Consider the following 21556-nt stretch of genomic DNA (forward strand, 5'->3'; position numbering starts at 1 on the left):
AAACAGGTTTGAAAGAAACTGATTAAGGTATATAACATGTGTAACTCGCATATGTTTAAAACTTAAAGGGGGTCTTTTCATGTTTCGCCATCAAAAAGAATTACAATTCGAAGTCAAGGTTGATCGACCCGATCCAAAGCTTGCTCGGGCCGTGCAAGAGGTACTCGGTGGACAATTCGGTGAGATGACGGTCATGATGCAATATCTTTTCCAAGGCTTCAATTGCCGTGGTGAAGAAAAGTACAAGGATATGCTGATGGATATCGGGACGGAAGAAATCGGGCACGTTGAAATGCTGTGTTCCCTCATTTCTCAATTGCTCGACGGGGCGTCACCGGATGATCAGGCAGAAGCTGCCAAAGATCCAGCGACGGCAGCAATTCTCGGGGGGATGAATCCACAGCATCTTCTTGTCAGCGGTCTCGGTGGACTGCCATCGAACGCCAACGGCATTCCGTGGAACGGATCTTATATCGTCGCGAGCGGTAACTTATTGGCAGACATGCGTTCGAATCTACATGCTGAATCACAGGGTCGTCTTCAGGTCGCTCGCCTCTATCATATGACGACGGATGAAGGCGTTCGCGCTACCTTCCGTAAGATGCTCGCTCGCGACCGATATCACCAGTATCAATGGATGGCTGCGATCGAAGAACTGGAGACGAAAAACGGAGTTGTCGTGCCTGCTACTTTCGCACCGGAAGATGAGATGGAAGCGCAACCGCATGCTTATGAGTTCTGGGACCTATCGGAAGGCACAGCTTCAAAAGAAGGTCGCTGGGCTCAAGGGGAAGCGCAGGATGGAACCGGTGAATTCGTTCATCTAGAAAATCCTGCACCGCAAGGAAATATTCCGAACATGAAGGTACCGGCACACAAACTTCACCACGACCTAGCAGAAAAAACAGGAATGCAAAACGTCAAAGATACTGTCAAACGTATGTTACATGATAAGGAGTGAGATCGATGGCTAAATCACCACTTGCAATCCATGAAACACTCGAAATCCATGAAATCATGACGATGAAACAAGCCTGTCTCGTTAAAGCTGTTGCCGTACGTTCTTTCGTCAAAGATGAGACGCTTGAAAAATTGATTGCTCAAGACATCAAAGATAGCGAACAAGCATTAAACGATTTACAAAAGCTATTGGCAGATCATGAAGGAGGCGGTTTGCATGAATGAAGCTCTTCAATCCATTAGCCGTCCCAGTAAAAAACGCGACGAGTTGATTGCGACAGACTTCTTGATCAGCAGCAAATCACTTGTCCGCGCTTATGCTGTTGCAATTACGGAAACAGCTTCTCCTGACGTTCGAAAAGTCTTGACTGAACAGTTGAACAAAGCCATTCAGACTCACGCAGCAATCGCCGGATACATGATCGATCATGAGATGTATCACGCGCATGACTTGAAAAAACAATTAAAACACGATCAAGAAAAACTAGAAGTCGCTAAAGGCTTACTATGACGTTCCCCCTTCCCTTCTGATTTTGAAGTGGAAGGGGTTTTCTTTCAGAATTCGTGTAAGGAGCGATCAGTCTCATGATTGACATCAATCATATTCAAATCAAACAAAGTGGAGAAACTGTTTGTCTCAACTGGGAAGGGACAAGTAACGTCCGTCTCTTATTGAATGGTAGACCGTGTTTCATTCAGAACTCGAATAGCTATCAAACGGAGACACTTCCTTTATTTGAGCCTTTGTCATTCGAACTGATCGATTCAGATTCGAAGACACGTATCGTCACCGCTCTTGTTTCAAGTACAGATGATTTGTTCTGGAACCGAAAAATGACTGTCCTGATCCAACAAGATCATGCTGTCCGACTGTTGTGGGGTGAAATCCCAGAGGTATCGCATTATACGGTATTTCAAGATGGGCATCGATTAGGTCAAACTGCGTCACCTGAATGGCAAGGAACGATTAACCCTGAACAATTTACACGTTTCGAAATCCGGGTGCTCCGTCCTATTTCCAGAAAATCGATGCCGTTCGCACGGATGATTGAGACGTTCGCCCGCGTTACGAATCAGATAAAACAGGAACAAGACCGGGAACGAGAATTCGAACAGTTCGTGCTCTATTTTTCTTTGTACCCGCTATCCGCTTCACATACGAAGGTTTCTTCTTACCGATTGCGTGTACTGACGTTCATTGCTCCTCCGATTCTCATGAACCCGAATCCGTTTTCTCCGCATCGTTATTTCGAAGGCGATGCGCGACAATATTCGCCTTTTTCAAAAGAGTATCGCACCTTTACAGAAGTCCTGACATTTGATGGTGAAACCACTCATCAACTATCAAAACAAGCAAACCCTACCCGATCTTTTGATGCTCGTCATCAGTTATATCGAGAAGATGTAGCGTCGACTCAACGGGTCTATTTATCAGATCAATCAAAAGCACGATATACGCTCCACCACTCTGTCGGCAATCCGCTCGTCGTCTCACCTAATATCGACTACGAAATCAAGGTAGCGCATCATTCAAATCTTTGGCGTATCGCAGGAACACATCTCCAATCACCGCACCATGAAGTATATCTGGATGAAGGAGACGATTGTTTTGAAACAATCCACCAAGCCCATGATTTAGGTTTAAGTTTCCTCGGCAACCCGTTGCCAAGTTGTCACTGGTTGCATGTGACCAACTAATGAACAGAAGAAAACCGCGACCGATTCGTCGCGGTTTTTCATATTTAGTCGTGAAATCGAGCACGTGTCTCCGGAGACGGCAGTGCACACTGCTGCTTTTGTCCAAACCAACGATGACGATTGTTTGCAACGAAATCATAGATGCGATCCCGGAGTGAACGTGGAACAATGCGAAGCACTCTCAACAGACGCCATCCACCTCCTAAATGACCGGCAATCCGTAACGCAGCATCCGATTTGATATACGGTACACCCCGGTCAATTACGACGACACTGTCAATCGTTTCCGGGAGATGGTGGCGCTTTACGAGTTCTTGCCCTGTCTCCCCTTGTAACGATGCAAAATCATGGTACCCCTGGTCTCGTTTTAAGATGAACTGGACGCTCGCGTCACAGAGATTGCATTCTCCATCGAATAAGACGATTGCTTTCATGATTGATTCACCCTTCCCTACCTGTTTAACGAATGATTTTGTACACTTTTCCTTTACCACACTTTGGGTATAAACATGCAATTATTTAGTATGTTAAATCATGATAACGCTTTCTCTTCTTCTCTTCATTCCGTTATACTGATTCTGTAAACATTTGGTTTTTACAAATCCATCTACTTAAAGGAGCATATATATGACAAAACGATCGATTGCCATCGTGACCGGTGCCAGTCAGACACGCGACATCGGAGCTGCAATCTGCCGCCAACTTGTCTCTTCCGGACATGACCTGGTCTTTACTTATTTTAAAGCAACAGCGGATTGGGCGGCTAGTTTTACAACCGAACTCGAAAATCAAGGTGCCCGAGTCCTTGCGATTGAACTTGATTTAAGTCAATCAGATGCTGCTGACGAGTTATTCGCACGCATAGAAGATGTTGGAGCACCAAGCATCCTGATCAATAACGCTGCTCATTCGACAATGACAGATTGGCAAACGCTCGATGCAGCAAGCCTCGACCAACACTATGCCGTTAATCTCCGGGCACCGCTATTACTCGCGACACGTTTTACAAAGCGATTTGCTGAAGCACATCTAACTTCCGGTCGTATCATCCAATTGACGTCCGGACAAGATCTCGGTCCAATGCCTGACGAGATTGCGTACGCTACGACGAAAGGTGCATTGTCAACATTTACGAAAACGTATGCGGCAGCCGTAGCACCGCTTGGTATCACCGTTAATGCCATCAATCCGGGTCCGACTGACTCGACTTGGATGGATGAAGCAACACGGACAGCGCTTAAACCTAGTTTTCCATTTGGGCGAATCGGTGCGCCGGAAGACGTTGCACGATTGATTCAATTCCTCGTTAGTCCAGACGGTGGCTGGGTGACCGGACAAGTCATTCATTCCGAAGGCGGATTCGAACGCTAAACGTGTAGCATGCAAAAACATCCCTCTGACGTCAAAATCAGAAGGATGTTTTTCATTATCGAAAGACCGGACCCATTTCCGTCAAAAAATCGTTCCAGGCGACTTGATGCAAGTCGCTATAGAGTTCTGGCATCTGGTCTCTTTCAAAAAAGGCAATGTCCAATGATTCATTGGAGTCGATCGTTAACTGTCCTCCATTGACTTGGCAAACAAAAAAATGAACGATTGGTTGGGCGACATCCCCATTCGGATAAATCTCTTCGTACTGCGAATAAACACCACTCAAACGTTCAATCGCGACATGAATTCCGGTCTCTTCGAAAATCTCACGCTTGGCTGCTTCGACAATCGACTCTCCGAGTTCCAGTGCGCCGCCGGGAAAGCCCCACGCTTGTTGCTCCCGCCGTTTTTGTAGAAGAATGCGTCCCTCTTCGTCGAAGACGATGCCACCTGCAAAGTTCAACATCACTTTTTCCTGACCGACCTTACTGCGGAGAAAACGTATATAGTCCATCTGTCGCCCCTTGAAGTTTGACTTGCTTCACCCAGACAATCAGTTGTTCGATCATCGCCTCCGTCACAGTATGATTCACACCCGGAAAAACACATAATTCAGTCGTTTGCGTCATACCTGCTTGAACTGCTGTTACGTGATAGTACTGCTGGATTGATAGTGGAATAATGTCATCAGCATCCCCGTGCAGGAGCAAACGCGGACGCTCATCCATCACATCGATCGGATCGATCTTCCATGGTACATCTGTTTCTTTGATAGCAGGTCGTCCGTCGCGCGTGCGGAATTGATGCTCCGCTTCAAGAAAGGCACCGCCCCCATTGATCGCAACGAGCGCTTTAATCGGCAAACGCGCCATGATTCCGTGGGCAATGAACCCACCCATCGAGACGCCGATCGCGATCACATCTGAAACATGCCAGCCTGATTGTTCGATGATAGCTGTCGCTTCCTTGATCGATTGTTCAACGACCGTCCAAAAATAGGTCGTCGATACTTCTAGATCAAACGGATGATCAAACGGTTCACGTTGATCGTGTCGAATAAGTTCCGGGATAAAGACATCGAACCCTTCTTCAGATAACTGTCGTGCAAACTCTAGATAAGAAACAGCCGTACCGCCCCAACCATGGTAGAGTAGAATGGCTCCTGTTGGGTGAGAGGAGCGGACGCTATGGACATGAAAATCAAGCTTCATTTTTTAGCTTCTCCTGGTTCAAGCGGACGATCGTCCTCGCAAAGTCATCTTCCGGTAATCGTTGTCCGTTCTCGAGAAATGGTTTCCAGTACGGTCGAATCTTAAACAACGAGACCGTATCGCGATAAACTGTTCGACGGACGATTTGTTTCGTCGTCAACGGCAATCCGTTCTCGCTCTCGACCTGTATGCCACAGATCTGACCACCAACCGTTTTTCCATTCAACAGTTTTAATTGCGCGACTTCTCCTAGAAAACTGATCGTCGGTTGTGTCACGACGGCGTGAACGACTTCTGACTTCACACGTCGTAATACCGTTTTTTCGATGACGACGGAAAGTCCGAGATAGACAGCCTGGTTGATGATATACGCACCGATTCGTCGTTTTGTTGTTGAGTGCATGGATGATCCTCCTTATACGTTAAAATAGACGACAGCGCCGAGTGCACTGACAGCAATCAAATAAAAGACGATCGCGAGTCGTTTGTTTGCGGTAGAGATATCTTTTCGGACGAGGATTTTACTATACCGATACGTCAAGAATGCGAACACGAGCAATGCCAAAATCAATAATGGTTCCATTCGACCTCCCCCTTCCCTTACTTATTCTACCTCATTTCTGGTTTCGAATTGTTATATTTTACAAGTAAAGTGGTATATGCTTGATCCATATGTCATCAATCCAACAATGAAATGAGGTTTACATGTTGAACACTACAACGATTTGCTGTCTTGTGGAGTCGAAGACACCTGGTTATCTTGTTCGGGAACTACCGCCGCTCGGCATCCATGACGTCTACGTCCGCACTCTAGCCGGTGCCATTAGTATCGGTGCCGAACTTCCCCAATGGCTGGAACAAGACATGACCGAAACCAGCTATGACTATCCGCTCGAGACCGGATATGAAAGTTATGGCGAAGTGCTTGCAGTTGGTGACGCCGTCCAAATCGTCAAGCCCGGAGATCGGGTCGTCGGCTTCTATGGTCCTCAAGATCAAGCGGTCGTACCTGAGTCGAAGGTCATTTTGGTTCCTGCTTATGTCTCACCACGTGAAGCCTTGCTACTGATTCTATCTTGTGACGCGGCAAAAGGCGTCCGAAAACTGACATTGACGCCCGATACAAGAGTCTTAGTTTCTGGAATGGGTACGATCGGTTTGTTGACGGTACATTACTTACGGCATTACGTTAACGTTCGCCAGATAGATATCATCGAGCCGCTCGCCTCCCGAGCTGAATTAGCACGTCAATTAGGCGCACACATCGTCACGCCGGATTCAGATACGTATGACGCCGCCATCGAATGTTCCGGACGTCAAGCGGCCTTTGCCGAACTTCAATCCGCTGTCCGTCCTCATGGTGCAATCTGCGTCTTATCGGACGGCAACCGTGAATCTTTGACGTTGACGCCCGCGTTTCACACAAAGGAATTTCAGATCATTGCATCGAGTGACGGTTGGAACTACCGGCAGCACGCAGACTGGCTTTTTTCCAACGATCGTCACGCGACATTACCTGCTTTGTTCGAACAGGAAACTTCGTTTTCGGAGCTCGCCAACTGCTTCGCTGCCTTAATGGCATCGACCGATCTCCCGATCAAAGTCTTCGTTGATTATGAGCAGACGAGCTGAACACCGTTCGGATCCGTGCCTGCTAGCGATACGTCGGAAAAGACTGCTTCTTGCAAGACGGTCTTCTCCCCGCGGACGGTTTGGATTTGCGGAACCGGTTGATCGAACAGTTTCGCTAAATCCGCCTCTAATCCTTCGAGCGGCGTCGCTAGGATCAGACGCTCAAGTGTCGTTCCATCAGTATCCGCAATCGCATCTTCATGGATTTGCAGTTCAATCCGTAATCCGTATGGTGTCTGCAAAAACGTCCGACGCTCATTCGGTTGGACTGTAAACGAAAGTGTTTCTGCACGGTCAAGGATCATTTGCAAGTCATCTGATTGAATCAAAAATCCGATGTGGTCGAAGCGAATGACCTTCCCGTACCCGATAGTCACGTTCACTGCCCCGCGTTTCATTTCAATGATCCGAAACACAATCTTATCCGTTCGAAAATCGTTCCATGTCAGAGGTGGATTAAACGAAGAAAATTCTCCATTTTTCTTCCCAATGCGCTGAGAAACGTGAAACCCGCGTGCTGTATACCAAGCTTCTGTTTCCTCCAAATGTGGTGTCCAAATATGGTAGTGAAATAGCATTTACATACACTCCTTATCGTTGTTCCAATCGCTCCATGTCATCACTACAACTTGGTTCGATTCATTTAAGTATTGTCTTAATAGCGGAAGATGCGCAGCACCGTACAAACAGACGATTCGCTCGGTCGTCTGGGCAAGTTGCAGTAGACGATCGGCAATCTTTTGATTACGGGCATGCCAGTAGCGTTCGATCCAAATCCGCCCGTTTTCCAGCTGTTCGATTTGATCGTAGACCTTAGCGGACGCTGCAATCGTCTCTTCAGCGTGCAATCGATCGAGCCACTCGGAAAAGGATAACTGCTCCATCGCGTTCTCTAACTGTTCAGTCCGCTTCATCTCAGCAGTGACGATTGTCTCGAAAGCTTCCGGATGATGTGAACGGACTATTCCTAAATCCGGTACGCCTGGTACGATTTCGTTCCAATCGATTCCATGCAACTGTGCTAATCCTGCCATCCGGGCTAGGCGAAAGCCGATTTGTTGCCGTTCATTAGCGGTTAAATCACTCTCGTGTTGATAGGTGTCATATGTATAATGCAGGTCACTTATGCGTTCAGGTGACGTTTCAAGAGCAATGCAAGTCGGTTGAAATCTGTTCAATCGAACAACGACTTCCTTAACTTCCTGTTGCCGTCTCTCTGATGCGACATCAAAAATTACTGGACGAATCAGATCACCATTTGCCGGTCGATCGAGATGGAACATGCCCAACAATAAAATCCGAGGTTTCATCTATCTCCCTCCTTTTCCTGATTTTACCTTATACTTGGTAAAGGAAGCGACTTTTACCTATCATGAATTTACATTACTATTCAACGAATACTTATATAAGGAGGTTCCGATGAAAAAGATATTCGTCATTGTGTTCATTGGATTTTTATTCGGATGCAATCAAACCGGTATAGAGGATGAAACAAGTTATGCCATGATCGTCATTGTGAACAATAAAGAATATAACGGAACAGAAGCTGAATTGGACGCATCTAAACAACAAGGAGAAAAAATTAGTACGATATTAAAGAAAACAAAAGCTCATGAAATGCCCCAAGCGAACAGTCAATCGAATCTCTTTTCAGTCGGATCCACCATCTATGCTGTTAAAGGAACAGAAGATTTTATCATCGTAAAAGACAAAGAAAATAAAAAATGGCTTTTACAAAAGGGAAGAGATATCGAAAATAATTTGAATGACTGAGGTAATCTAACATACCCTTAAAGTGGTACACCTTTAGAAGTACTAATAACGCGTGTATTTTAAAATATATGTTTAAACGAGGTATGATGAGAAATAATTAGAAGGTGGACAGCTGGTAGAGAAATAGAGGAAAGCGATTGTAGATTACTCTTTGATACCCATGTCCTCGTTACTTTACGATACCTGCTATATCTGACAGGAATAGGACAAAATCAGCGAAGAGTGAACCCTGACAAATTGTGTTTGCCTTGGACAGGTCAGTTGCTCATTGCACCAATATACTAAAGACAAGGAGGTGACAAGATGTGGCTCGAATCCATTCAACGCGTCATCGATTATATCGAGGATCATTTAGAGGAACCGCTTGATCTCAACGTTTTAACAAATGTTGCTCAGATACAGGCATATCCTTTACAACGAACGTTTTCCTTACTTGCGATGATGACCTTACCTGAATACATCCGGGGGCGACGTCTGACGCTTGCTGCACAACATTTGACACAGACGGATGAAAAAATTATCGATCTCGCCTTACGTTTTGGATATGAGACGCCGGAAGCTTTCACAAAAGCTTTCAAACGTCAGCATGGTTGTTCCCCGACGTTGATGCGAAGCGAGCGACGTCCGATTCACGCCTATAACCGCCTGAGCATTCAGGTGACCTTGAAGGGACTGGAGCAAATGGATTATCAACTCATTGAACGACCGGCTTTACAGATTTCAGGATGGCGAAAACACTTTCCAACACAAGATGGTGCCCAACAACAGCTGATTCCGTTGTTTTGGAATGATGTCAACGATTCTGGACAAGACGCTGTCTTGTTCCAACAAAATGATGGACAAATCGAAGGTGTCGTTGGTGTCTGCTCCAATTTCACCGAAGCATCGATGGATTATTGGATCGCGACGACAACAACGGAAGTCCTACCCGGTCAGGAAACGATGACGATTCCTGCTGGTCTTTGGGCGACGTTTCCGGTCGTCGGTCCAATGCCACACGCCATTCAAGTGATGTGGCAACGTATCTATCAAGAGTGGCTTCCTTCACATGGTTATGAACCGTTACTTCATGCAGAACTCGAAGTCTATTCGGCAGGCGATCCATATGCCGCCGATTATCAATCAGCAATTTGGGTCCCGGTTCGTCCGCGATCATAATTCGAACGGTTTACGAGATATTCGAAAAACGAGACACCCCATCTTAGGGGCGTCTCGTTTCTTATATTTTTGCATGAAATGTTTCATCCAGCGTATTGTTGTTTAATTAGTAATGTTTTTCCACTGATTTCTTTCGGAATTTCGGGTACGGCACGCATGACGACATTCAGTTGTCCTTCAAACAATCGGTCAAGAACGAAAAAGAGTTTCTTCTCGTGTTCTTTTTCGAAGCACCGTTCATCTGGTACATACAATAACACAATCTCATCCCGCGTCTCTTGAATATATTGCACACGTTCGATACAGTTCGGGAACGCTCGAACGATTCCTGAGAGCTCCCCTTCAAAGACACGGTGTCCATTTCGTAATTGGATGAAACTTCGTCCTCGTCCGTCAATCGAAGCGATGATCGGACCTTGGTGACCACAAGGACACGTTTCCTGGCTGAGCGTCATGCGATCTCCAACTCGATAGCGAATAAGTGGTGTGCCGTGCGTATCGAAGCTCGTCACGAGAATTTCGCCATCCTCATCGCGTTCAATGATTCCCATCTCATAATGTAAATGTTTTTTGCCATACGGACATTCCGCGACGATCGGAGCCCCTTCTGAAGACGCATACTGATCATAGATTGGCGCATGGAAAACATCCTCGACAAGTGCTCGCTCTTCTGCCGTCATCATCTCAGCCGTCGGAAAAATCGCTTTTGGACGAAATGTGCAAGTCATGCCATATTTTTTAGCATATCGTGCAACTTCGATCATTCCTGAAGGCAAACCATCAATCGATTCCGGCTGAAACCGATTGAGCTGTTCAATATATGCGGCTGCGGTTTTCGGATTGATGTTTTTGATCGAGAACAACATTTGATTGATGACTTTATTTGTCCGCCAATAAACCGGTGCCTTTTGTTGAGGCGAGGCAAGGGTTTGACCGGTAAAACTCGCGCGGCGCATCCCTTGATCGACGCCATGTGTCCATTTGAAAAAGTCGAGATGCGCCATGCGGATTTGCATGTCTTCTTTCGTGTAATGGACTTGAATCGATTTGCCGGTCGTACCGCCCGTTTTCCCGAGAATCGGAGCATGGACGCGCGCATGGACATCCTCATTTTGTTGTCGTAAGATTTCTTTCGTCAAAGGAGGAATTTGTGTTAGTTCGTCAATCGATCGTAGAGGGAGCTCTAACGCAAGAGAGGAAAACAATTCCTGATAATACGGACTATGCATTTGGCAAAAAGAAAGGAAGTCGTTTAATCGATGCAACTGTTCCGCCCGTATGTCATTCGGTCGTCCTAACTTCTGCTTCAGTTCTTGTAGGCGTTGTTGATAGGCTGGACCATATCGTTCGTGGAACAGGCGACGTCCTTGTAAAGTCGTCAACAAGTTTTGGATGAAGATCGGTGAGTGAAAGTAGATCGATTCTTTGAGCTGCATGATGTCACTCCTTCCATAGATAAACCACCTTTTACTGATACTTTCATCTTATTTCCAGTCGTCGCCCACCTCAATTAGTTCTTCGTGAATAAACTTAGCTTTTATTTTCAGGACGATTTATTTTATTGAACTCTGATTTACGAACATCTTCTCATCGATTCTTGAACTTACAACTTTTCTTCCACAATAAAAAATCCGACCGACGAATCAGGAAATCTCTTCGTCGATCGGATTCATATACGTGTACCATTACGATTTCGCGACTTTTTGTAGCATCTGACACCCGTAAGCCCGTAATTTAATCGATTCGAGTACAAGCGACATCTGTTGTTCATCCAATCGTTCAATCAACTCGATGATCGTTATCGTCGTTCGCCCATTATATAATTGTACGATCAAGTGGATGATTGCTTCTAACGCTGGACTTGGATAGGGTTCTGCCAGAAATTCACGATCAAAAAACTCACCACTATCCGGAAAGAAATAATCCGAGAATCGTTCGAGCACTTGTGGCTGTCCTGTTGCGAGATACAGCATCGAGACCATCGCTGCATCTTCTCGTTGTTTCGGCTTTAAGCGTCTCCACAACAGATCGAATCGTCGTTCATGTTCCGCTTGCATGAATTGTATCGTCTGCATGGTTGAAGCCTCCTTTGTTTTTCATTCTTCCTGTTGATTCTTTTCCTTATATTTTTATTCCCTATTCCATCCAACTGAATCATCTCAGCGTATCCTCTTACGATTGAACTGACACGATTGGGGGTACATTACAACAGATATAAGAGAGGAGTTTACACCCATGCCAACGCGCCTAGCTTTAGCCGGAGCTACCGGTTACATCGGTCACAATCTACTGAACGAACTGAAGAAAAAATATGACGTCATTGCCCTTTCTCGAAACGGCGATGATAAGGACAATGAGGAACGTGTCGAATGGCGATCGTGCGATCTCTTTTCTCTAGACGATACGATTGCTGGTATGAAAGGAGCGGACATCGCTGTCTACCTCGTTCATTCGATGATGCCTTCTGCTAAATTGACACAAGGATCGTTTGAAAACATGGACTTACTGTTAGCCGATAACTTTGCCCGTGCAGCAAAAGAAAATGGTATCCGACAAATCATTTACTTAAGTGGTATCATTCCTGAGGAAACAGAAAATCTATCGCGTCACTTAAAGAGCCGACTCGAGGTCGAACGCGTTCTTGGTGCTTATGGCACACCGGTGACGACGATCCGTGCCGCATTGATTGTCGGTCCAAAAGGCTCATCTTTCCCAATCTTATCGAAGCTCGTCAAACGCCTCCCCGTCATGGCACTCCCACGATGGACACGTAACAAGACACACCCCGTCGCTTTACCGGATGTCATTCATGCACTTGGTGAAAGTGTCGATCGCGATGATGTTAAAGACCGGGCAATCGATATCGGTGGACCGGAAGCGATGACCTATAAAGAGATGATCCTTCGAACTGCTGACATCATGGGAAAACGACAACCGACCATCGATATTCCTTTATTGACCGTTAAATTATCTCGACTTTGGGTGACGCTCGTGTCTGGAGAACCAAAAGAAACCGTCTATCCACTCGTTGAAAGCATGGTTCATGAGATGGTTGCAGATCCAGAAAAAATGGTTCCAGGGATCAGTGACGGAAAAATTACATTCGAACAATCGGTCCGTGATGCGCTAAAAGAGGAGGAAGAAAAAAAAGGTTCTTCTTCCTCGTCGTCTTCAACACCAGACGCCCTTGACGTTCGTTCAGTTCAACGTGTTCTTTTGCCGAAGGATCGCGATGCCGACTGGGCAGCTGACGATTACATGGATTGGTTATCTTCGTTTGCGCGTCCTTTCCTATCATCAACTATGAAAGATCAAGTCGTTGGAATAAACATTCCATTTTACGAACAACCCCTACTTGAATTGACGAAGGAACCGGTTCGTGATCGACAAATGGCGACATACCGGATTACCGGCGGACTATTCGCAAAAGTCGAGGAAGATAGCCGGGGTCGGATTGAATTTCGGCAAATTCCCGGTACACAGGAATGTATCATTGCCATTCACGAATTCGTCCCTGCTTTACCGTGGATACTCTATAAGGTGACGCAGGCGAACGTTCACTTGCTCGTCATGTATCTCTTTAAATTACACTTATTGCGTCGAATTCATTCGACGGAACAAGAATCAACACACGCAGACGAAATCGTTCCGTCATCTTGATCCCGATTAAAACGATCCGCCTCTTCCTTGGCGGATCGTTTTTTGTCGCTTGCAGAAGGATGACGAAACTAAAAAAATCGTGATACACTGAACGATGACTGAAAGAAAGGGGTTTCATTGCATGCGCTCATTTGAGGAACGATTATCGAACCAACTCGAAGCGACAGCTTCACTCGCCACGTTGATTCAACCTTCAACGGATCAACTCCGTTTAGATAAACTAGATAAATTCGCTATGAAACTATTGAAACGAGAGTTCACGATTGCTTTCGCTGGTCATTTCTCGGCTGGAAAGTCAAGCATAATCAACGCCTTGACGGGTGAATCGGTCTTACCGACAAGTCCGATTCCGACGAGTGCGAACATCGTGACACTTCAACAAGGGGACACTGATTCAGCGATCGTTCACTTTCATGAACAGCCTTCTGTTCGTCTAACAGCAACAGAGCAAGAGGAGCATCTTAAAACACTTGGGAAGAGTGGTGATGTCCGTCAAATCGATTTGACGCATGCTGCGTCCGATCTGCCTCCTGGTCTCGTCTTGATGGATACACCAGGCGTCGACTCGGTCGATGATGCCCACCGTGTATCAACGGAATCCGCCCTTCACTTGGCTGACATCTTGTTTTACGTCATGGACTACAATCATGTTCAATCTGAATTGAACTTCATGGTGACGAATGAATTACAAGCTGCCGTACCGGAACTATATTTAATCGTCAATCAAATCGATAAACATCGTGAAGATGAACTATCATTCGACGCCTTCCGCCGCTCGGTCCATGCATCTTTCGCTGAACATGGTGTCGCGCCGAAAGGGATCTTCTTTACAAGCCTGCGGAAACCAGATCATCCGTATAACGATTTCATGGAAGTCGAACAGCTCGTCAAACAAAGCATTCGTGATGCTCAACCGAAGTTGTTGGCTTCTGCCGCTTTAACGCTTGAAAGTCTTCATCAAGAGCATACACGTTATCTCACACGTCTCGTCTCAGAAGCCCACGAGACGATGGCTGAACAATTGAATGACGCTGAACGACGTGATCCAGAGACGATCGAAACCGAATTAGCCCACGTTTCGCAACAATTAGAAGCACGTCAGCCGGACCGCTGGGTACAGACGTTTTCGTTGCATCGAGATCAACTATTGAAAAATGCGACATTGATGCCGTTCGAATTACGCGAGAAGATGCGCCGTTTCCTCGAGTCACGCCAACGCGACTTCAAGGTCGGATTGTTCCGAAGTACAAAAAAAACGGAAGCGGCTCAAGCAGAGATTGCACAAGATGTGTTGCGTGCCTATCAGACGGTGACCGCTTCCGAGATTTCGCTCCATTTACGTAACTTGATGAAACAATCGTTACGCGACCTTGGTCTCCTGCAGGATATGCATATCGTCGCGATCGATCAGCTTTCACTCGCCCCGCCGCTTTCCGTACTCGAGAGTGCCCTGCCGACTGGCATTACGATCACGGGTGAATCGGTGCTCCAGTTCACGAATCGTGTCGCCGAACAGACACAAGCTTGGTTCGTCAAGGAAACGAATGCGTGGCGGGAGCATGTTCGACTAGAGTTGACATCAACTTTCCCGAAAGAACAAGCTGAGCTATTGCAACAACAAACGTCACTACAGCATAAATGGGACAACGTTCAAGCATGGCAACAGGCTATCGTAGCACTCGAGCGATATGAGCATGGCGTTGCCAATCCATCTGACCAACAGCTCGAACAGGCTCGGACACAAGTTTCAGTCTGGGAAGAGCAATTGATTCAGCAAGAAGTGACAATCGTTTCCTTTACCGGGTATGAATCGGTGACAGAAACAACTGCGTTTGAGCTCGCGAAGACGATCAGTGAGCAACAATCCGTCCGGTTTGCACCAGAAGATGTTGCTCAAATCCGTCAGCAGCTGAATGGTCTACAGGGCTTTGAAGAAGCCGTCGCTTATTTAAATGACAAATTGGATCGACTGACACACCAATCGTTCACGATTGCCTTATTCGGTGCCTTCAGTGCCGGAAAATCATCGTTTTGCAATGCTTTGCTCGGAGAGAAGGTACTACCCGTCTCTCCGAACCCAACGACCGCGTCCATCAACCGGATTCATCCCGTTGACACTGCACACTCGCACGGCGTGGCAGAAGTCACATTCAAGTCGGAAGCAGCGATGCTTGAAGACTTAAATGAAGCGATGGTCGCAACGATGACGTTCGAGTCAACGAAACAGGCATACGATACGCTCTTACCACGTGCCGCATCGCTGACGGATCCGTTCTTGCGTGCTTTCTTGACAGGATTCCCAACCGTTCAATCATTCATCGGTACCGTCCAGACGGTCGATCAAGAAGCTTTTAAACAATATGTCGCACAGGAAGAGCGAAGCTGTTTCGTCGATGTCATCGATTTCTATTATGATAGTCCCTTAACTCGTCTCGGCGTGACACTCGTTGATACACCAGGAGCGGATTCAATCAATGTCCGTCATACCGATGTCGCCTTCGATTACATCAAAAATGCGGATGCAATCTTGTTCGTCACGTACTTCAACCATGCCTTTGCTCGCGCTGACCGTGAATTCTTGATTCAACTCGGTCGTGTCAAAGATGCGTTCGAACTCGATAAGATGTTCTTCCTCGTCAATGCGATTGATCTCGCTGCTTCAGAAAGCGAACGTCAGGATGTCTTGAACTATGTCGCTACGGAACTGCAACGCTTCGGGATTCGGTCGCCCCGACTGTATGGAGTCTCGAGCTTACAAGGACTCGCCGAAAAGCAGCAAGAGCGAACGGATTCAATTTCCGGTTTACCCGAGTTCGAGGAAGCATTTCATCAATTCCTAGCGGAGGACTTGACCGGTCTCGCCAAAGTATCGTTGTCTGAGCAGACGGAAAAGACCGTCGAGCGCCTCGAACGGTTCATCGTTGCGACTGAAGCAAACCTCCTGCGAAAAGAAGAACGGCTGGCTGAACTGTCTACTTTAGAACAGCAGGTCACCGATCGTTTCGAGGACAATCGTGCTACTTTGATCGAACCTGCACTCAAAGCAGAGATTCATGAACTGTTGCACCATGTCGTACAACGCATTTATTACCGTTTCCCTGACTTCTTCAAAGAAGCCTATAATCCCGTTCGTTTTGCTCAAACGAGTAAAGGAGTAGCACTACAGGAGGCCTTGACGGAACTGTTGACATTCCTCCGGTTCGACTTTGAGCAGGAGCTCCGGGTCACGCATTTCCGCGTCGACCAATGGCTTGAAGCGGCCTTAGTCCGTCGTCAGCAAGAGGAGCAACAGTTGCTTGAGCAATGGAACGAATCCTTCCAGCTGGCGCCTGTCACGGTCTCTCGGTTGAACGAAATGACGTTCGACGGACCCTTCGAGGATGCAACCCCTTATATTGGTGTCAAACGCCACTTCCGGAATGCGAAAGCCTTCTTTGAGAAGAATGAGAAAGAACAACTGAAGGAAGAACTGGCGACGTTAACTAAACAAGAAGCACTCGCATACACTACTGCTCAAGAAGAGCGTTTGCTGACAGTCGCGACGGCACATCTAGATGTCTCTTTAACATCCCTTTCAGAGCACCTGTTACGCCAAGCACTCGAACAACTCGAGAGTGAACGTGCGACGTTACAGGCACAAGAGACACTGACACCTTATAAACAAGCTGCCGCAAAAATTCGCAATCTGACGCAGCACGTCACGTCATGAAACATGATCAATCCATACAAAAGACCGGAGCGCGACGCGTTCCGGTCTTTTGTATTTTCTTCACCGCACAGGCGTTGGCCAGAACGATTGAAAATAGTGGACGATGTATTGATGGACGTGCCGGACGACTGGGCGTAATTCTGTCCCGACAAGTCGGTTCAACGAGACATCCCATAACATCGGCGGCTCGAACGGGATGATTTTAATGTCATCCGCATGATGAAACCGCAGAATCGGTTCCGGTAGGATCGAGATGACGTCGAGTTCTTGAACCATCCCGATCAACAAGTCCCATGCACCAGACATGAAGAAGATATTCGGTTCTTGTTGCACTTTGCGAAACTCCGATAGTATTTGATGATGTAACATGAATCGATCATTTAAGATGACGAGTGGTTCATTTCCGATATCACTATAAGATAGAGCTTCTTTTGCTTGAAACGGATGATTTGGGCGAACGGCAACGACGACTTCATCTTCAATCAATCGAAAACGTTCAATGCCATAGGATTCACCTGGTTCGATCAAAATGGCCAAATCGAGTTCTTCAAGTAGCAGTCGACGTTTGAGTTCAAACGCCCCTTCTTCGATGATTTCGAGTTCAATCCCAGGATGTTCCGCCATGAACTTCGGGATTAACTGTGAAAATAACACAGGGAGAATGACAGGCGGGATTCCAAGACGGACTTTCCCTCGGACGACGTTTGAGCGTTCGCGCAGATGCCCCATCAATGCTTGATGACGTGTCAGAACGATCTTCGCATCTTCATACAATTGACGTCCCGTTTCCGATAACCCTGTCAACCGTCCGTGCTTTCGAATGAATAGTTCCACTTGCTCCAGCTGTTCGAAGTCGCGAATCATCTGACTAAGCGCCGGTTGCGAAATCGACAAGTGTTTCGAAGCACGCGTTAAGTTATAGCCTTGCTCGACAATTGTCGTAAAAAAAAGTAACTGTCGAATATCCACTTACATCTCTCCTTATTCATCAAACCAACGATTTTTTTTGAAGAACAGAATCATCCCTAAAGCAAGGAGTCCCATTGCCCCTAACGTCACGAAATAACCATACCGGGTGGTCAGTTCTGGCATATGTTCAAAGTTCATGCCATATATACCAGCGATGAACGTCAACGGCATGAAAATCGTCGTAAAGATCGTTAACGTCTTCATGATGCTATTCATCCGGTACGAGTTGAGGGAAATGAAGTTATCCCGAAACTCAGATGTCATCAATCGGTTGTATTCAATCATTTCGGATAACTTTAGTAAATGATCATACAAATCGCGAAAGAATGCTTGTTTCTTCGGATGAATCGATAACCGCTTCGATTCGACGACCCGATACAATAAGTCCCGCATCGGCATGACCGTCCGTGAGATTCGAAGTAACTGCGCTCTTAGTTCGAAAATTTCTTCCATCAACCGACGATCGTTTCCGCGTGATCGATAGCGTTCTTCAAGCGCAAACAATTCATCTTCTGTCGCATGGACGATCGGAAAATAACCGTCGACGATCTTATCCATGATTTTATGTACGAGATCGACCGTTTCTTGTGTGTGTAGGCAATGACTGTATTGTTCAAACACGACGTCAATTTCCGGCGAGGATTGCTCATGGTAGCTAACAAGATGCCGATCACTTGCGAACAAATTGATTTCACGACTCATCAACGTTCTTTCATCAAGTGCATGAAGGACAAAAAAACTATGATCCGCATAATACTCGAGCTTCGGACGTTGTAAATAATGAAAACAGTCTTCAATCGCCAACGGATGAAAATCAAAGGCATCGATCAATTTTTGCTTTTCTGTATCTGTCGGTTGATTAAAATCAACGAAATAGCGTTTGATACCCGGCTCTTGTATCCGAAATATATCATCTGTCAAAATGATCGTATCGTTCGCATCGATCAATATACAACGAATCAAGTTCCTCTCCCCCCTTTTATTATTTAAGCGTACTATATTTTTTCAAATGCAACAAAAAAGGATTCCAGAAAGGGAATCCTTTTTCTTATAGACGATCAACCATGTTCAATATAAAAACCGCTCCAATATACTTGACGATACGTAAATTCTTTACCGCTTTTCGTCGTTACAAGCATTTCATCTTCTGCCATGACGGCGATTTTAATCGGAACTTCACCGTGATCCGTCAAATAATTGAGGATCTCAAGGTGTCGATTCAACCAGAGACGACGACGGAACCATCGAAAACGACTAAACGCTGCACTGAAGTGGAGTAAAGCGAGTGACAGAATAATCAAGGCAAATGGAAGTGGAATATCGAACAAAGCAATCAAATATACATCTGCGATGAGTAAAGATAGCGAGAGACCCATTTCCGTCATCTCCATAAAAGATGCTTTATAGGTCGCGAAGTAGGTCATCACGCGAAACAACAAGATGACCGTTAGATACGGTACGAAATACATTTGAAACACATGGTCCGTGCCACTGTTGACGAACATGAGCAGTGGCAGGAAGAATAGCAATTTCCAGATTAGGATGGCGGAATAAAATAAAGTATGATCCGTGTAGCGTTTGCGTACGATGGCTTGACTCATATTCATTGCCTTCCCCTCCTTCATGATGGACCGTTTCAAAGTCAATGATGACAGGACATGATGCCTATAAGGGTATGTTTCCAAATTCAACTGTTTCTAATCATCTAATTCACAGTTTATAGAAACTGTATATTTAGTATACGTGATTGGTTTCGAAAAAGTTCACTTTCCCCATCATTTCCCATTATTCGATGTGCTACCGATCCGATTCTCACTCTTGCTAGTCGCCCGGATCTTCTACTGCTACAATATAAGATATTCCAATTGAATAGAATCGAGTTGAATTTTTCATGTACACCCATATCATTGTCGGTGCCGGAATTCTTGGTGCCTCGACAGCTTATCATTTATCAAAGGCTGGTGAACGCGTCTTACTCGTTGATCGGAAGGAACCCGGTCGCGCCTCCCATGCGGCAGCGGGCATCATCTGTCCATGGATGACACAACGACGCAATAAAGCATGGTACAAGTTAGCGAATAACGGTGCTCATTTTTACAAGACATTGATTCCTGAACTCGAAGCACTCGGCGAGACGAGCACAGGTTATCAGCAAGTTGGAGCGATCGCCTTACACGAAACATCAAAAATCGATAAGATGGAGACGATTGCGCAAAACCGCTTTCCAGAAGCCCCTGCCATCGAACGGATCGAACGACTCGATCAAGAACGTGTCAAAACGCTGTTTCCGCTCGTTGAACAGATCGAAGATGCCTTATTCGTCTCTGGCGGTGCACGTGTTGATGGACGTGCTTTATGTGCCGCTATGATCCGTGGGGCTGTCGAACACGGTGCGACTGTACTAGAAGGAGACGCTTCTCTTGTCGTAGACAAAGGAGTCGTCACCGGTATAACCATGGAAAACGAACAGTACTCGGCAGACCACTTCATTTTAACGGCAGGCGTTTGGTTGAATGACCTTCTTCGGCCGCTTGACCTTAAAATCGATTTGCACCCAGAGAAGGGACAAATCCTACAACTCGACTTGACGGATTCTACATCAACGACGTGGCCTGTCGTCATGGGACAACGCGGATTGTACCTGGTTTCGATCCACGAAAAGAAACTGATCGTCGGTTCGACACACGAGAAACAGACCGATTACAACTTAAAGCCGACCGTCAAAGGAATGCATGCTTTATTGAATCGTGCTTTACCTGTCTTACCAAGTCTCGAGGAAACGACAATTGATGAACTCCGTATCGGCTTACGTCCCTATACAAAAAACTCGTTACCAGTAATCGGACCGCTTCAAAATCATCCAAACGTGTTCTTAGCAAACGGACTCGGCGCATCCGGTTTGACGATTGGACCTTATCTCGGTAGCCAATTAGCGAAGCTTGCAAATCATCAAACGCTTGATATCGAATGTCAGACCTATGAGCCGACATACGTCTCTTTCGACTCCTAACTCACTTTATGCTTTCTGAAAGGAAGTACGTCATTGTCCATGAAACCAGTAGTTTCACTTGAATTATTTGATGCTTTAGATATTCGTGTCGGTACGATCCAGTCGATTTCGAATCGCACGGATGGCTCAATTCAGCTTGAGCTACAATTCGACGGATTTACACGTTCTTTTTCACTCGCTTGGGATTCACTACGACCTGATGTCCACGAGCTGCTTGGAAAACAAGCGATTGCTGTACTCAACGTACCTGGTCGTACGCCAGAAGAGTCCGGACGAGTGCTTGAGATTGGGCGTTCAGAGCAATGGATGCCGATTCTCGTCGTGCCGGAACATCCGATACCTGAAGGTGCACGGATCGAATAAGACACTTTAACCTATGAAAAACACTCCCCAGTCATGCTTTTA

24 protein-coding genes are annotated in these 21556 nt (G+C 46.2%); 12 read left to right on the forward strand and 12 right to left on the reverse strand.

Annotated features, from left to right (window positions below):
- Window positions 1-79 precede the first annotated feature (79 nt).
- The 4 genes from Q7C19_RS05520 to Q7C19_RS05535 all read left to right on the forward strand — a co-directional run bounded on the left by Q7C19_RS05520 (window position 80) and on the right by Q7C19_RS05535 (window position 2658).
- Complete coding sequence (locus Q7C19_RS05520) at window positions 80-961, forward strand: manganese catalase (protein ID WP_058264888.1); 882 nt, start codon at window positions 80-82, stop codon at window positions 959-961.
- Between the two features lie 5 nt (window positions 962-966).
- Entirely contained in the window at window positions 967-1185 is a 219-nt protein-coding gene (locus Q7C19_RS05525) for a hypothetical protein (protein WP_056061826.1), read from the forward strand.
- Window positions 1178-1471, forward strand: coding sequence for a spore coat protein (locus Q7C19_RS05530; protein WP_056061829.1), 294 nt, complete (start codon window positions 1178-1180; stop codon window positions 1469-1471). Before Q7C19_RS05525 ends, Q7C19_RS05530 begins: the two co-directional genes overlap by 8 nt.
- A 74-nt stretch (window positions 1472-1545) precedes the next feature.
- Window positions 1546-2658, forward strand: coding sequence for a hypothetical protein (locus Q7C19_RS05535; RefSeq protein ID WP_375091849.1), 1113 nt, complete (start codon window positions 1546-1548; stop codon window positions 2656-2658).
- Between the two features lie 44 nt (window positions 2659-2702).
- Here Q7C19_RS05535 and Q7C19_RS05540 read toward each other — a convergent pair whose 3' ends face one another.
- Window positions 2703-3092: a thiol-disulfide oxidoreductase DCC family protein gene (locus Q7C19_RS05540; RefSeq protein WP_056061834.1), complete on the reverse strand. Its 390-nt coding sequence runs from the start codon at window positions 3090-3092 to the stop codon at window positions 2703-2705.
- Window positions 3093-3279: 187 nt separating this feature from the next.
- Between Q7C19_RS05540 and Q7C19_RS05545 the strand changes: the two genes are divergently transcribed.
- Complete coding sequence (locus tag Q7C19_RS05545) at window positions 3280-4029, forward strand: SDR family oxidoreductase (protein WP_156358985.1); 750 nt, start codon at window positions 3280-3282, stop codon at window positions 4027-4029.
- A 55-nt stretch (window positions 4030-4084) separates the two neighbouring features.
- Here the strand turns inward: Q7C19_RS05545 and Q7C19_RS05550 are convergent, their stop codons facing one another.
- From Q7C19_RS05550 to Q7C19_RS05565, 4 genes are read right to left on the reverse strand one after another with little or no spacing between them, the layout of a single operon-like run.
- Complete coding sequence (locus Q7C19_RS05550; protein WP_056061840.1) at window positions 4085-4543, reverse strand: NUDIX hydrolase; 459 nt, start codon at window positions 4541-4543, stop codon at window positions 4085-4087.
- Window positions 4515-5240 (reverse strand): alpha/beta fold hydrolase, encoded by a 726-nt coding sequence (locus Q7C19_RS05555; protein WP_375091850.1) that lies wholly within the window; start codon window positions 5238-5240, stop codon window positions 4515-4517. Before Q7C19_RS05555 ends, Q7C19_RS05550 begins: the two co-directional genes overlap by 29 nt.
- Entirely contained in the window at window positions 5230-5643 is a 414-nt protein-coding gene (locus tag Q7C19_RS05560) for an RDD family protein (protein ID WP_214854197.1), read from the reverse strand. Before Q7C19_RS05560 ends, Q7C19_RS05555 begins: the two co-directional genes overlap by 11 nt.
- Before the next feature lie 12 nt (window positions 5644-5655).
- Window positions 5656-5823, reverse strand: a complete 168-nt coding sequence (locus tag Q7C19_RS05565) for a hypothetical protein (protein ID WP_308101675.1) — start codon at window positions 5821-5823, stop codon at window positions 5656-5658.
- Window positions 5824-5945: 122 nt separating this feature from the next.
- Between Q7C19_RS05565 and Q7C19_RS05570 the strand changes: the two genes are divergently transcribed.
- Entirely contained in the window at window positions 5946-6872 is a 927-nt protein-coding gene (locus tag Q7C19_RS05570; RefSeq protein ID WP_375091851.1) for a zinc-dependent alcohol dehydrogenase, read from the forward strand.
- On the opposite strand, the gene Q7C19_RS05575 is transcribed toward Q7C19_RS05570, so the two are convergent.
- Both Q7C19_RS05575 and Q7C19_RS05580 read right to left on the reverse strand, forming a co-directional pair.
- Entirely contained in the window at window positions 6854-7450 is a 597-nt protein-coding gene (locus tag Q7C19_RS05575; RefSeq protein ID WP_056061855.1) for a hypothetical protein, read from the reverse strand. The two genes, Q7C19_RS05570 and Q7C19_RS05575, sit on opposite strands and share 19 nt — an antisense overlap.
- Complete coding sequence (locus tag Q7C19_RS05580; protein WP_375091852.1) at window positions 7451-8182, reverse strand: DUF5694 domain-containing protein; 732 nt, start codon at window positions 8180-8182, stop codon at window positions 7451-7453.
- Between the two features lie 109 nt (window positions 8183-8291).
- Here Q7C19_RS05580 and Q7C19_RS05585 point away from each other — a divergent pair, with 109 nt between their 5' ends.
- Window positions 8292-8645 (forward strand): hypothetical protein, encoded by a 354-nt coding sequence (locus Q7C19_RS05585; protein WP_375091853.1) that lies wholly within the window; start codon window positions 8292-8294, stop codon window positions 8643-8645.
- 303 nt (window positions 8646-8948) lie between these two features.
- A complete protein-coding gene (locus Q7C19_RS05590) occupies window positions 8949-9803 on the forward strand; it encodes an AraC family transcriptional regulator (protein ID WP_290758895.1) in 855 nt (284 codons plus the stop codon).
- Window positions 9804-9886: 83 nt separating this feature from the next.
- On the opposite strand, the gene Q7C19_RS05595 is transcribed toward Q7C19_RS05590, so the two are convergent.
- Together Q7C19_RS05595 and Q7C19_RS05600 are read right to left on the reverse strand one after the other, a co-directional pair.
- Complete coding sequence (locus tag Q7C19_RS05595) at window positions 9887-11239, reverse strand: phenylacetate--CoA ligase family protein (protein WP_375091854.1); 1353 nt, start codon at window positions 11237-11239, stop codon at window positions 9887-9889.
- 249 nt (window positions 11240-11488) lie between these two features.
- Entirely contained in the window at window positions 11489-11878 is a 390-nt protein-coding gene (locus Q7C19_RS05600) for a hypothetical protein (RefSeq protein ID WP_290758901.1), read from the reverse strand.
- A 160-nt stretch (window positions 11879-12038) separates the two neighbouring features.
- On the opposite strand from Q7C19_RS05600, the gene Q7C19_RS05605 reads away from it, so the two are divergent.
- Together Q7C19_RS05605 and Q7C19_RS05610 are read left to right on the forward strand one after the other, a co-directional pair.
- Entirely contained in the window at window positions 12039-13463 is a 1425-nt protein-coding gene (locus Q7C19_RS05605) for an NAD(P)H-binding protein (RefSeq protein ID WP_290750952.1), read from the forward strand.
- 121 nt (window positions 13464-13584) lie between these two features.
- Window positions 13585-17172: a dynamin family protein gene (locus Q7C19_RS05610; RefSeq protein WP_375091855.1), complete on the forward strand. Its 3588-nt coding sequence runs from the start codon at window positions 13585-13587 to the stop codon at window positions 17170-17172.
- A gap of 60 nt (window positions 17173-17232) precedes the next feature.
- On the opposite strand, the gene Q7C19_RS05615 is transcribed toward Q7C19_RS05610, so the two are convergent.
- From Q7C19_RS05615 to Q7C19_RS05625, 3 genes are all read right to left on the reverse strand, one after another.
- Window positions 17233-18141 carry a LysR family transcriptional regulator gene (locus Q7C19_RS05615; protein WP_035407494.1) on the reverse strand — a complete coding sequence of 303 codons (909 nt, stop codon included), beginning with the start codon at window positions 18139-18141 and terminating at the stop codon, window positions 17233-17235.
- 12 nt (window positions 18142-18153) lie between these two features.
- Complete coding sequence (gene corA / locus Q7C19_RS05620; RefSeq protein ID WP_308101684.1) at window positions 18154-19104, reverse strand: magnesium/cobalt transporter CorA; 951 nt, start codon at window positions 19102-19104, stop codon at window positions 18154-18156.
- Window positions 19105-19199: 95 nt separating this feature from the next.
- Window positions 19200-19748 carry a hypothetical protein gene (locus tag Q7C19_RS05625; protein WP_035407488.1) on the reverse strand — a complete coding sequence of 183 codons (549 nt, stop codon included), beginning with the start codon at window positions 19746-19748 and terminating at the stop codon, window positions 19200-19202.
- A 284-nt stretch (window positions 19749-20032) separates the two neighbouring features.
- Between Q7C19_RS05625 and Q7C19_RS05630 the strand changes: the two genes are divergently transcribed.
- Both Q7C19_RS05630 and Q7C19_RS05635 read left to right on the forward strand, forming a co-directional pair.
- Complete coding sequence (locus tag Q7C19_RS05630) at window positions 20033-21151, forward strand: NAD(P)/FAD-dependent oxidoreductase (protein ID WP_375091856.1); 1119 nt, start codon at window positions 20033-20035, stop codon at window positions 21149-21151.
- 39 nt (window positions 21152-21190) lie between these two features.
- A complete protein-coding gene (locus Q7C19_RS05635) occupies window positions 21191-21514 on the forward strand; it encodes a hypothetical protein (RefSeq protein ID WP_056061877.1) in 324 nt (107 codons plus the stop codon).
- Window positions 21515-21556 lie beyond the last annotated feature (42 nt).

Origin of the sequence: Exiguobacterium sp. PHA03, from assembly GCF_041945985.1 — a bacterium.
Taxonomy (GTDB): domain Bacteria; phylum Bacillota; class Bacilli; order Exiguobacteriales; family Exiguobacteriaceae; genus Exiguobacterium_A.